Origin of the sequence: Neobacillus fumarioli NBRC 102428, from assembly GCF_001591485.1 — a bacterium.
GTDB lineage: Bacteria > Bacillota > Bacilli > Bacillales > Cytobacillaceae > Neobacillus > Neobacillus fumarioli.
In genome coordinates this window covers 1-12,845 of the sequence record NZ_BCUZ01000074.1, presented here as the reverse complement: position 1 = coordinate 12,845, position 12,845 = coordinate 1, and the positions used below count along the sequence as shown (strand labels likewise).

Below are 12,845 nucleotides of genomic sequence, written 5' to 3'. Positions count from 1 at the left end.
GGTTGAAATTATTTCAAGTTGACAAACACTGAATAATAATAATAAACTAAAAACATCTTAATATTTTAATATATTAAATGAACGGGGGAGTTAATTTGAACAAGAAAAAAATGTATGGATCTTTTGTACTTGCAGGGGTACTTGCCGCCGGATTGTTAGCCGGATGCGGCAGCACTAGCAAAACTACATCATCAAATGCCTCTGACAAACCATCTCAGCAAACACTGAAAGTAGCCGCTGATACGACTTTTCCTCCATTTGAATCTGAAAAGGATGGAAAGGTTCAAGGATTTGACATCGACATGATTAACGCCATTGCCAAGAAAGAAAATATGAAAGTTGAAATTTCTACTATGCAGTTTACCGGTCTTATTCCGGCCCTTCAGGCTAAATCGGTCGATGTAGCAGTAGCCGGTATGACGATTAAGAAAACCCGGTTAGCCGCGGTTGATTTCTCAAATGCTTATTACAAGTCTGGGATTTCAGTTCTTACCAAAACATCCTCTTCCGCCAAAAGTTTAGATGATTTAAAAACAAAACTTGTTGCTACTAAAAAAGGAACATCATCTGTTGACCTGTTGAAATCGAAAGGGATTCCGGCTCAAAACATTAAGCAATACGATAATATCAATGATGCGTATAGTGCACTTGAAAGCGGCGGCGCAGATGCAGTCGTATTCGATAGCCCGGTAAACTCAGGATATGCCAGCAGCCACAAGGATGTACATGTCATCCAAGCCATCCCTACTGGCGAGTATTACGGAATTGCTGTCGTGAAAAATAATCCGGATCTATTGAAGAAAATCAATGACGGTTTAAAAGCTATTAAAGCAGATGGGGAATATGAGAAATTATTTGATAAATACTTTGGCGGAGATAAGAGCGGACTTGTTAATGAGGAACTTGCCCCAGATAAGGTAGCTTTAAACGAGTAATAAAAATACATGTAATTTGGCATAAGGCGTAGCTATCTTCGCTGCGCCTTTCGATTTGTCGATTATTGGTAACGGTAAGGGGGTCATCCTTTGAATTCTTTAGAAATTATGGCACATGCTTTCCCTCAATTATTTCGTGCGTTAGGGACAACGGTTGAATTTTCATTGATCGCTATTATTCTCGGATGTATTATTGGTCTTATTGCTGCATTATTCAGGCTTTCCCGCTTTCGAATATTACAGGCAATTAGCTGGTTATATGTTGAGGTGTTCCGCGGAACTCCGCTACTTGTACAATTGATTTTTATTGCTCTAGGTTTACCTACCGTAATTCCATTAAATGATTGGTTTGGTCCAAGGGTTTATCCATATATAGCTGCCGCTATTGGCTTGGCGCTAAATGAAGGTGCTTATATTACCGAGATCATTCGGGCTGGTATTCTTAGTGTCGACCGTGGACAGAGTGAAGCAGCACATAGTATTGGGATGACTCGCTTTCAGGCAATGGTTCATATTATTTTGCCGCAGGCATTTAAACGAATGATTCCGCCTTTGGTAAACCAATTTGCCCAAACGATTAAAGATACGTCTTTGCTTGCTCCGATTGCAATCGTTGAACTTCTGTACACAGGACAAATCATTGTTTCCGAAAACTTTGCCGGATTCCAAATTTACGGGGAAGTGGCACTTCTGTATCTAGTCATTATTTTCACACTTACACGTTTTGCCGGTTACCTGGAGAGGAGGCTGCAAATTGATAAGCGTTGAGCATTTGAAAAAATCTTTTGGTACAGTAGAAGTTTTAAAAGATGTGAATATTGAAATCCAGCCTCAGGAAGTGGTAGTTGTCATCGGTCCTTCCGGCAGTGGAAAAAGCACATTCCTTCGCTGCTTAAATGGTTTGGAAATACCAACCGGCGGGAAAATTACCATCATCGGAAAGGAAATCACACATCCAAAAACAAATATCCATCAAGTATGTCAAAAAGTTGGAATGGTTTTTCAACGATTTAATTTATTCCATCATTTAACCGTCCTTGAAAACATCACAATTGGACCTCGGAAAGTGTTAAAAATGTCAAAGGAAGAAAGCGAAAAATTTGCAATGCAATTGCTTGAAAAAGTGGGACTAGCCCATAAAGCAAACAGCTATCCTGATGAGTTATCCGGCGGCCAGCAGCAGCGTGTGGCTATTGCACGTGCCTTGGCAATGAAGCCTGATGTCATGCTCTTTGATGAACCAACATCCGCACTAGACCCTGAAATGGTAGGGGAAGTATTAAAGGTTATGAAAGATTTGGCGAAAGAAGGCATGACAATGGTAGTTGTCACCCACGAAATGGGCTTTGCTAAAGAAGTAGGGGACCGGGTGTTATTCATGGATGGTGGATATATCATCGAAGAAGGAAAACCGGAAGAGTTGTTCAATAATCCAAAACATGAAAGAACCAAAAGCTTTCTTGGAAAGATTCTGCATTAATGAAACCCGCTGGCTAAATCGATTATTTCGATTTGGCCGGCGGGTTTTTTGGTGATGGAAAGAATAACTTTCCTATAAACTCTGTCCGAATTGATAGCAACTTCGAACAGAGCCACCGAAGAAACTGAAAAAATTGTCCGAAATGGACCTCACTTTCGACATATTTAATGATCAGTTGCTCCTTTACCAGCCATAATGGTGACTGTAACAAGAATACACAGTCCCCCAAATATAGCAGCCCAGCCCATCTGCACATGTAAAATAGTCACTGCAATAATGGAAGCCGATAAGGGCTCACCACATGATAATACACTTGCCTCTGCAGCCGAAATATATTTTAGACTGGCAATATAGACATAAAAGGCAATCAGTGTCCCAAATATAACTACAAAACCTATTAATAACCATGCATGTAGTGAATGAACTCCAACGAAATTCCATGGCGGGTGGATCAACCCCATTCCAATGCTGCCAATCAGCATGCCCCATCCGGAAATCGTGGCTGCACCATATTTGCACAGCAACTCTTGTGGATACAAGGAATAAAAGGCAACAGTGATTGCCGAAATAATTCCCCAAAAAACAGCCAGTCCCGAAACAGAGAAGCTATGCCAATTTCCGTTCGTTACAAGTAAAAAAGCACCCAAAATCGCAAGGAATACGGAAATACACTGTGAAATGGTCGGCATTCGATGCGTACGCAATGCTACATAGATTGTAATAAAGATAGGCCCCATATATTGAAGGATCGTTCCTGTGGCCGCGTTGCCGTAATGAATGGAAGCAAAATAAGAATATTGTACGCCGAGTAAACCTATGATTCCAAAGATAATCAGCTTTGGGGCATCTTTTTTATCCTTCCATATAGAAAAGGTATACGTTAGGCCGGAATTAAGCGAAACCCCTGCCAGCATCAGAAGCCCGGCAATGCTCATCCGAACAGTAACCAGCCATCCAGAATCAATCCCATAATGTTGAAATAACACTTGGGCAGCAGTACCTGATACACCCCAAAGTACGGCCCCTAAGAGTACCATTGCCAGACCTTTGAAGTGTTGAAACTGCTTCCTGGAGGTAATAAACCTAAATTTATGAACTTCACTACTTTTAAGATTGAATTCTAAAAGATTCAAAAATCTCCCCTCCCTGGTTAAAGAGTAACAAATAATCCCGCGGAAAACTAGATGTTTCCGCGGGATCCCTTATCTTAATACATTAAAATACCTAGCCTCAGGGTGAGCAAAACAAATCGCTGAAACGGATGCCTCCGGTTCCATCATACAGCCGTCTGTCAGTTGAACACCGATTTCTTCCGGCTGAATTAGTCCAAACAGCTTTTTCTGATCTTCCAGATCCGGACATGCCGGATAACCGAAGGAGTAGCGCTGTCCTTGGTAATGGGCGGCAAAACGGTCCTGCATGGTGAAATCAATTGGATCAGGGAAGCCCCAGCGGTCACGCATTTGCCGGTGAATTAATTCGGCGAAACCTTCAGCGCTCTCGAGCGCCAGTGCCTGAAGGGCATGGCTTTCTAGGAAACGTCCTTCACTCTTGAACTGGTCGGCTTTTTCACGGATTCCTCTTCCTGCTGTTACCGTAAAGAAACCGACATAATCCATCTCACCGCTGTCAACCGGCTTTAAGTAATCAGCCAAACATAAATAGGGCGCTGAATCCTGGCGCGGAAAATCAAATGTTTCAATGATTCGGCCCGAGCCAAGAGGATCATAGATATGAACTTTATTCCCGTCAGACTGAGCTGGGAAAAATTGATACACAGCCGCGGGAGCAATCCAATGATTCAAGCTGGCATCCGCAATCAATTGATCAACGATTTCCTTAATTTTTAATGCTTTTTCATCTTTTTCGGCGAGCAGTTTGGAAATTTTCCCTTTTACACCAAGATGATGTCCCAATAGCATTTGCATATTGATATAGGGCTTGATATGGGAAAGAGAATAAGATTTTAACACATGTCGTTTCGTATCTTTTGGTACAAATACCGGAACTTCGGTAGAAACAGCCGCTCTTGGCCGTACCGCAACTGCAACATTTGAACGGCTCGGCAGATCTCTTGGAATGTCGGCAGCGGCCAGTTTTTCTTGTTTCTCGGCAAACAGTTTATCCCGTTCTTCTTGTGACTGTAACTGGTTGGCAAGGGCCAATCCTGTCATTGCATCTTTCGCATAAAGGACAAGTCCGTCATATTCTTTGGAGATTTTAGTATCCGTAAATTTGCGGGTGAGGGCAGCACCACCGACCAATATCGGCAATGAGATTCCAGCTGCCTTCATATCCTGCGCTGTTAATACCATTTGCTGCGCCGATTTAACAAGAAGCCCGGAAAGGCCGACTATATCAGGTTTTTCTTCGCGGATCGCACGAATTAAGTCTGCCGGCGTAACTTTGATGCCAAGATCATGTACGTCATAGCCATTATTGCTGAGGATAATGTCCACAAGGTTTTTCCCGATATCATGTACATCACCTTTCACGGTTGCTAATATAACTTTTCCTTTTGATGCTGAAACATCGCCCTTTTCCATGAAAGGCTCTAAATAGGAAACAGCCGCTTTCATCACTTCGGCACTCTGCAGAACTTCCGCCACAATCAGCTGGTTATCGTTAAATAGCCTCCCGACCTCGCTCATCCCGTCCATTAACGGCCCGTTAATAATATCAAGCGGCGTCGGATATTTTTGAAGTGCCAGCTCCAAGTCCGGTATCAAGCCTTCTTTTGTTCCTTCGACGATATAATAGGCAAGTCGCTCTTCTAGGCTCAGATTGACAACTGTTGTTTTTGCTTCTTTCTTTTTATCACGGTAAAAATCAGTAAACACCGCTAACGTTTCATCTGTAGTGTTAAATAAAAGATCTTCTGCCAATCGAACTTCTTCCGGGGAAATCGAAGCAAACCGCTCCAACTTCTCAGTATTGACGATGGCATAATCAAGTCCCGCCTGAGTACAATGGTATAAAAAGACGGAATTAAGAATTTCCCGGCCGACCGGAGGGAGCCCGAAAGATACGTTACTAATGCCAAGAATGGTTTGGACGCCTGGCAGATGTTCTTTGATTAATCGGATCCCGTCAATGGTGGCTTTGGCTGAGCCGATATATTGTTCATCACCGGTGCCGACTGGAAAAACAAGTGGATCAAAAATAATATCCTGCGGTTTTACATCATATTTATTCACTAACAACTCATAGGATCGTTTGGCAATCGCAAGTTTCCGTTCTGCGGTGACACCCATTCCTTTTTCATCAATTGTTCCGACAACGACTGCGGCACCAAAAGTGTGAATGAACGGAACTACTGCTTGAAAGCGATCCTCGCCATCTTCCAGATTAATCGAGTTAATAATGCCTTTTCCTTGCGAATATTTAAGGGCTATTTCAATGACTTTCTCATCGGTAGAATCGATCACAAGCGGAACTTTGACTTTTTTCACCACTTCTTTGATGAAATTTTCCATGTCAACGAGCTCGTCGCGATCGGGATCGGCAAGGCAAATATCAATGACATGAGCGCCGCCTTTTACTTGGGCCCTGGCAATTTCTGCTGCCTCCTCAAATTTTCCTTCGGCAATCAGCCGTTTAAATTTCCGCGAGCCAATCACATTCGTCCGCTCACCAACCATGATCGGCCGTAATGTCGGATCATCATAAATAAACGGTTCAATTCCCGATACCATATGAAGGCCAGAAGGCTTGAATTCACGTGGTTTGCAATCTTTCAATGCTTCGCGAATGGCACGTATATGGTCTGGTGTTGTTCCACAGCACCCGCCGACAATATTGAGCCAGCCATGCTTAGCAAAATCAGCCAGTTTCTTCGCTAGCATATCCGGTGTTTCATGGTAATGGCCTTCCTCATCGGGCAGTCCGGCGTTCGGATAGCAGCTGACCGCAGTTGCGGCAAGCCCGGACAGTGAGCGGATATGGTCCTGCATGAATTCCGGACCTGTGGCACAGTTTAACCCGACAGCCACAGGGTTCATATGTTCAATAGAGATGTAAAACGACTCGATTGATTGTCCGGCGAGTGTCGTCCCCATCGGTTCAATTGTCCCGGAAATCATCAGGGGCAGTTTTTTTCCAGTTTTCGCAAATGCCCGCTGAATCCCGATAAATCCCGCTTTTACATTCAGCATATCTTGGCTCGTTTCTAAAAGAAGGAGGTCAACACCGCCGTCTATTAAGCCGATCGCCTGTTCTTCGTAAGCAGCGGAGAGGGCATCGAACGTTGTACCTCCGGTGACGCTCAATGTTTTCGTCGTCGGTCCCATTGAGCCGGCCACATAGCGCGGCCATTCATCCGTTGAAGCTTTAGCCGCTTCTTTCACAGCAATCATAGCTGCAATTTTATTAATTTCATAGGCTTTATAGCCAAGTTTATATTCATCTAGAACGATACTAGTAGCTCCAAAGGTATTTGTTTCAATAATGTCAGCCCCTGCCTCTAAATACTTCCGGTGAATACCGGCAATAACAGAAGGGGCGGTCAAATTTAAGTTTTCATTGCAGCCTTCGTACTGCTCACCGCCAAAGTCTGTTGCAGTGAGGTCTGCTTGCTGCAGCATCGTTCCCATGGCGCCGTCCATGATCAATATTCGTCTTTTTAGCTGTTCATTAAATGGTTGTTTCGGCATAGCTGTTCCCCCTAACCTCATGTGCACGCTGACGGGCATAATGAGCCAGCTCAGACGTCAGTTCATAACGTAAAAACGGTGTAATTAAATAAATCCCATTGAATAAGGTAAGTGCTGCATCAATTAGCGATTTCGTGATTTCAATTCCTTCGCGGGCCGCCTGTAGTGGATCATGATTTAACTTCGCCATCCGCTCACGAATTGAATCGGCAATTTTGATTCCCGGCACTTCATTATGAAGGAATTCGGCATTTTTGCTGCTGATAAGCGGCATTAAACCGATATAAATGGGTGCTTTTAATGTTTTGGTATGTTCATAGATTTGCAGCAATTTTTCTTCGGAAAAAACAGGCTGGGAGATAAAATAATCCGCACCGTATTCTATTTTTTTCTCGAGACGCTTTACTGCTTTGTCAAGTGAGCGGACATTCGGGTTAAAGGCGGCAGCGATGCTGAAGGCGGTTTTCTGCCCCAAATCTTTTCCCGAAAAAGATAACCCTTCATTTAATTGTTTAATCATTTGAATTAATTCAAATGAAGATACATCATAGACGGATGAAGCTCCGGGGAAATCTCCGACTCGTGCCGGATCGCCGGTTATCGCCAGCACATCGTTCATGCCAAGGGTATGAAGCCCCATTAAATGCGATTGAAGCCCGATTATATTGCGGTCGCGGCAGGAAATATGAATCAGCGGACGCATCCCAAGTTCCGTTTTTACCAAATATCCTAATGATTCATTGGATATTCTCACGGTTGCCAGCGAATTATCGGCCAAGGTGATGGCATCAATGCCCGCTGCTTTTAATGCTCTTGCGCCTTCGAAGAATTTTGTCGTATCCAGCTTTCTTGGTGGATCTAATTCAACAATAATTGAGGGCCTTTGCTGAACAATTTCTTGAAGCGGCACTAATTCTCTTTTAGCTGCCTGAACTTCGACGCGATTCACCTTTGGTTTTAATTTTACAATTTTTTCGACAATAGGGGTGCTATTTTTTAATTCCGAAGCAAAGGCCCGGATATGCGCCGGTGTTGTTCCGCAGCAGCCGCCTAACAGACGGACCCCTTCATTTCGAAAGGCTTTTGCTGAATGTCGGAAGTAATCCGCATCACCGTCATAATGAAACTTTCCATCCGTATAAGCAGGGAGACTGGCATTCGGATAAGCAGAAAGGTAGGCGTGCTTTGGCAGTTCAATCTGTTCGAGTGCGCGCAGCATATGATGCGGTCCGAGCCGACAATTTAGCCCGACCACATCAGCGCCAAGTTCTTCTAGACGCTTTAAGGCATCATTTATTGGTGTATGGTCCTGCAAAATACCTGGTTCTTGCATGGAAACCTGAGCAATGATCGGCAGCTTCGTTTCTTTCCGGGCAATCGTGAGGATTGTTTCCAGCTCCTCACGATCATAAAAGGTTTCAAGCAAAAGTCCATCTACCCCTTCTAATAACAAACAATACAATTGTTCACGGAAGCTCCGTTTGATTTCTTCAATCGTGATCGAATTCGGTTTGATGCCGCGATTGCCGCCCATTGTTCCCAGAACATAGACTTTATCCTGCGCTGCCAGCTTGGCATTACGGACGGCAGCACTGTTGATGTCTTTGACTGAATCCTCCAAACCATATCGCAATAGCTTAAGATAATTGGCTGCATATGTGTTTGTTTGGATGATATCGGCACCGGCATCAATATAGGCACGGTGAATATTTTGAATTTGTTCCGGCTGGGAAAGGTTCAATTCCTCGGAACAGGAATCAACCCCGAAAGAATAAAGCAATGTTCCCATGGCGCCATCGCCAATCAAAATTTTATTTTTCAATTGATTTAAAAAGCTCATCATCATTCTCCTCGCTGGAGCACTAATTCGTTGTTGCGCACCTTTTCAAAAGCTTGGTTGAAATCTTTGATTAAATCGTCTGGATTTTCAAGACCGACCGATAAGCGGACGAGACCATCCGTGATTCCACGTTTTTCTCTTTCTTCCCTTGGCATTGCAGCATGGGACATTTTGGCTGGATACGATAAAATGGTTTCAACTCCCCCAAGACTGACCGCAAATACCGGGATTTTTACATGAGCATGAAAGGTTTTCAGTGCCGCTGCGTCCGAAAGTTCAAATGATAAAACAGCTCCCGGCCCATTTGCTTGGCTTTGCTGCAGCGCATATTGCGGGTGGGTTTCAAGGCCCGGATAATATACGTTTTTCACCAAAGGGTGGGATTCTAAAAATTGCGCCAATTTGAGCGCTGATTTCTGTGACTGTTCCAGCCGGACGTGAAGAGTTTTCAATCCTCTTAAAACGAGCCAGGCATCCTGAACACCGAGGATCGCGCCAAAAGAATTTTGCAAAAAGTAAAGCCGTTTGGCCAAAGCTTCATCTTTCACGACCGCAAGCCCAGCTACAACATCGCTATGGCCGGATAAAAATTTGGTTGCACTGTGTAGGACAACATCGGCGCCAAGCTCAAGTGGCTTTTGCAGTGCAGGTGACAGAAAGGTATTATCAACAAATGTCAGCGCATTGTGTTCTTTGGCCAGCTGGGTGATGGCCCGGATATCGGTCACCTTCAATGTCGGGTTGGAAGGAGTTTCGACATATAACAGCTTTGTGTTCGGCTGAATGGCTTGCTTCACCTCATTAAGTTCGGTCATATCCACAAAGGTGTATTCAATACCAAGACGGGAAAGCACTTCGGTCACCATCCGATACGTTCCACCATAAACATCCTCCGTGATGACAACGTGGTCTCCGGCTGATAATAGCAAAAAGGCAGTGGAGATCGCCGCCATACCGGAAGAAAAAGCAAAGCCTTTCACGCCGCCTTCCAATTCGGCAATGATCTCTTCAAGGGCTTCCCGCGTTGGGTTTGAACTGCGCGCATAATCATATTTTCCAAAGGTGTCTACATCAAATTGATGAAAGGTAGACGCGTGCTGGATTGGGACACTGACAGCACCTGTTGCCGGATCCCATTTATGCTGATTATGAAGCAGCCTTGTTTCGAAGGAATATTCATCAATCGTCATGATACCTTCACCCCTTCCGCAATATTGGTGAAGGCCTGCTCAAGGTCTGCGATTAAATCATCCTTATCCTCAATACCGACTGAAAAACGCAATAAGCGGTTATCAACCCCTTTTGCCGTGCGGATTTCTTCCGGAATATCGGCATGTGTCTGTGTTGCCGGATACGTAATAAAGCTTTCTGTACCGCCTAAGCTTTCCGCAAAGGAAATCAGCTTTAAGTTTTGTAAAAATGGATTGACCCATGTTTCATCTTTAATACGGAAGGAAACCATTCCGCCCCGACCAGGGTAAAGGACATCTGTAACTGCTTCATGCTTTGAAAGAAATTCGACAACTTTTTTGGCATTTTTTTCATGACGCTCCATCCGGAGAGCCAATGTTTTCATTCCCCTCATCAACAGCCAGGAATCGAACGGGCTGAGCACGCCTCCCGCGCCATTATGATAAAGGAACAGCTCCTCACACAGTTCTTTTCCTTTGGCGACGATTAGGCCGGCAAGGACATCATTGTGGCCACCCAAGTATTTGGTCGCACTATGGATGACAATATCGGCTCCAAGCTGAATTGGCTGCTGCAAGAGCGGTGTATAAAAGGTGTTATCAACAATTAACAAAATCCCGTGCCGCTTGGCAATTTTGGCAATCGCAGCAATATCGGATTGTTCCATCAGAGGATTTGTCGGGGTTTCAAGAAAGATGGCCTTTGTTTTGGGGGTAATCTTACTTTCTACCTCATCCGGACAACAGGTATTGACATATTGAACATTTAACCCCCATTTTTTATAGCCCTTTTCTAATAACCGGTAGGTTCCGCCATATAAATCATCGCTTACTAACCACTCATCACCGGATTGGAATAGAGAGAGTACTGTGAAAATCGCTGCCATTCCAGAACTGCAGGCAAATCCCTGGTCACCGCCTTCTAAGTCAGCGATTGTCTCTTCTAAAATTTGGCGAGTCGGATTCCCGGTTCTTGTGTAATCAAACCCGGTAGATTGGCCAATTCCTGCATGACGATAAGCGGTGGAGAAATAAACGGGCGGATTGACCGTCCCTGTTGCGGTTTCGCTGCGATTCCCAATTTGCGCCAATTTTGTATCGATTTTATACATTGTCCACACTCCCTGTTTTGAAATATTTTATTACTGTCAAGCATTAACGCTGAACGGTAGTAAAGATCCTCATGTAATAAAAAAAGCCTTCTTTAAGAAGAAGACTTTTGTATGTAGAACCAATTGTCATTCTTCTTATCTCGCAAAAAAATTTGCAGGACTTAGCACCTTTTCAATGCCTAAACATTGAAGGTTGCTGAGGTGTCATCGGGCCAGTCCCTCAACCTCTCTTGATAAGAAATTAATATTTAGATTTTTTATAAAATTTACTACAAAAAAGCTAGGGTGTCAATTTAATTTTTAAAGATAACTGAAAATTATTTTTTCTACCTAAAGTTTCTCTTTGTTGTTGCTCATTTAAAATTGCGCTGTCTCTACATTATTTCACATGCAAAAACTTTACACAAACCGGATACGGTACTTTAACATCGGACTGCAACAAGGTTAATTTTCCGGTGTTTTTATCTCTCGCAAATAACACGAGGTTCCCGGACTCTTGATTGGACGCAATAATGAATTTTTCAGAAGGGTCGAGTGAAAAATCTCTCGGCCAATCGCCTTCGGTTGAAATGCGGTCAACAAACTTCAGTTCACCGGTTTCCTGATTGACACTGAAAATGGCAATACTGTTATGTCCACGGTTGCCGGCATAGATAAAGCGGCCGTCAGAGGAAATATGAATCGCACTGCCTTGATTATTTTCCGTAAAATCTGCCGGAATGGTAGAAATGTATTGCTTGGCGGTGAAGCGGCCGGTTTCTCCATCAAAGGTTAAAAAGATGACTTCAGAACTGAATTCCGTCATCACATAAGCAAATTTGTGATTCGGATGGAACACAAGATGCCTCGGACCGCTGCCGGGATGAGTAGAAAGCCGGCTTACTTCTGTTAATGCCCCGTCTTCAGCCACTTCGTAAGTAATGACCGCATCACTTCCCAATTCAACGACGGCCAAAAACTTCTCATTTGGAGTAACGGCTGCATAGTGGGTATGCGGTTTTTCCTGTCTTGGGTCGGGGCCGTTTCCTTCATGTTGAATAACCGATACCGCTGGCTGGATAGACCCATCCTCCCGGTTAATCACATGTGATTCTACCGTCCCTTTATGATAATTAGCAATGAATACATAGCGGGATTCACGATCAACACTCACATGGCATGGAGATGCTCCGGGAGACAGTTCACGATTAATCTCCGATAACTCTCCAGTAGCTGGATTCAAGGAAAAAGCAGCAACTCCGCCGTTATCTCCATCTTTTACTACGGAGTAAACGCAGCGGTTATCGTTTGTAATGGTTAAATATGTAGGATTACCAAGTTCAGCTGCAACCTGAACATTTTCAATTTTTCTTTCCCCTGTATTTAAAGTAAAAGAGTAAATTCCTTTACTTTCTCCCTTGGTATAGGTTCCGATCAGCCCTAGATATTGATTAGTATTTTGCATGTTCATAAGCTCCTCTATGTAATTTGACGATTATAGTTTATCATAATTTTCCTGTTTTATTTATAAATCCTGCTTGTGATGAGCGTTCAGGATGCCTAGAAATAACTTCTGCTAAGCATCTATTCTTCATTAAAAAGATATTCCCTTATTAAATATGGTTCTTTTTATATTAGAGTCTGTTAAAGGGAGATA

9 protein-coding genes and 1 riboswitch are annotated in these 12,845 nt (G+C 43.6%); of the genes, 3 read left to right on the top strand and 6 right to left on the bottom strand.

Annotated elements, in window-relative coordinates:
• Nucleotides 1–95: 95 nt before the first annotated feature.
• The 3 genes from BFU02S_RS11115 to BFU02S_RS11105 all read left to right on the top strand — a co-directional run bounded on the left by BFU02S_RS11115 (nt 96) and on the right by BFU02S_RS11105 (nt 2,415).
• A complete protein-coding gene (locus BFU02S_RS11115) occupies nt 96–935 on the top strand; it encodes a basic amino acid ABC transporter substrate-binding protein (RefSeq protein ID WP_066370471.1) in 840 nt (279 codons plus the stop codon).
• Between the two features lie 90 nt (nt 936–1,025).
• On the top strand, nt 1,026–1,703 hold the full coding sequence (locus tag BFU02S_RS11110; protein ID WP_235842038.1) for an amino acid ABC transporter permease: 678 nt from the start codon (nt 1,026–1,028) through the stop codon (nt 1,701–1,703).
• A complete protein-coding gene (locus BFU02S_RS11105; RefSeq protein ID WP_066370467.1) occupies nt 1,690–2,415 on the top strand; it encodes an amino acid ABC transporter ATP-binding protein in 726 nt (241 codons plus the stop codon). The genes BFU02S_RS11110 and BFU02S_RS11105 overlap by 14 nt, the downstream gene beginning before the upstream one ends.
• Before the next feature lie 164 nt (nt 2,416–2,579).
• Here the strand turns inward: BFU02S_RS11105 and BFU02S_RS11100 are convergent, their stop codons facing one another.
• The 6 genes from BFU02S_RS11100 to BFU02S_RS11075 all read right to left on the bottom strand — a co-directional run bounded on the left by BFU02S_RS11100 (nt 2,580) and on the right by BFU02S_RS11075 (nt 12,659).
• Nucleotides 2,580–3,548, bottom strand: coding sequence for a DMT family transporter (locus BFU02S_RS11100; protein ID WP_369690675.1), 969 nt, complete (start codon nt 3,546–3,548; stop codon nt 2,580–2,582).
• A gap of 69 nt (nt 3,549–3,617) precedes the next feature.
• Complete coding sequence (metH, locus tag BFU02S_RS11095) at nt 3,618–7,067, bottom strand: methionine synthase (RefSeq protein WP_066370465.1); 3,450 nt, start codon at nt 7,065–7,067, stop codon at nt 3,618–3,620.
• Nucleotides 7,048–8,907: a bifunctional homocysteine S-methyltransferase/methylenetetrahydrofolate reductase gene (locus BFU02S_RS11090; RefSeq protein WP_066370462.1), complete on the bottom strand. Its 1,860-nt coding sequence runs from the start codon at nt 8,905–8,907 to the stop codon at nt 7,048–7,050. Before BFU02S_RS11090 ends, metH begins: the two co-directional genes overlap by 20 nt.
• Nucleotides 8,908–8,909: 2 nt before the next feature.
• Entirely contained in the window at nt 8,910–10,097 is a 1,188-nt protein-coding gene (gene metC / locus BFU02S_RS11085; protein WP_066370459.1) for a cystathionine beta-lyase, read from the bottom strand.
• Entirely contained in the window at nt 10,094–11,209 is a 1,116-nt protein-coding gene (locus tag BFU02S_RS11080; RefSeq protein WP_066370456.1) for a methionine biosynthesis PLP-dependent protein, read from the bottom strand. The genes metC and BFU02S_RS11080 overlap by 4 nt, the downstream gene beginning before the upstream one ends.
• A gap of 132 nt (nt 11,210–11,341) precedes the next feature.
• Nucleotides 11,342–11,449: riboswitch (SAM riboswitch) on the bottom strand.
• A 139-nt stretch (nt 11,450–11,588) separates the two neighbouring features.
• Nucleotides 11,589–12,659, bottom strand: a complete 1,071-nt coding sequence (locus BFU02S_RS11075; RefSeq protein WP_066370454.1) for a lactonase family protein — start codon at nt 12,657–12,659, stop codon at nt 11,589–11,591.
• Between the last annotated feature and the right edge of the window lie 186 nt (nt 12,660–12,845).

Excerpts from the sequence above, each read along its gene's own strand:
- metH (WP_066370465.1), bottom strand. The coding sequence starts at position 7,067 with ATGCCGAAACAACCATTTAATGAACAGCTAAAAAGACGAATATTGATC.
- BFU02S_RS11090 (WP_066370462.1), bottom strand. The coding sequence starts at position 8,907 with ATGAGCTTTTTAAATCAATTGAAAAATAAAATTTTGATTGGCGATGGC.
- metC (WP_066370459.1), bottom strand. The coding sequence starts at position 10,097 with ATGACGATTGATGAATATTCCTTCGAAACAAGGCTGCTTCATAATCAG.
- BFU02S_RS11080 (WP_066370456.1), bottom strand. The coding sequence starts at position 11,209 with ATGTATAAAATCGATACAAAATTGGCGCAAATTGGGAATCGCAGCGAA.
- BFU02S_RS11075 (WP_066370454.1), bottom strand. The coding sequence starts at position 12,659 with ATGAACATGCAAAATACTAATCAATATCTAGGGCTGATCGGAACCTAT.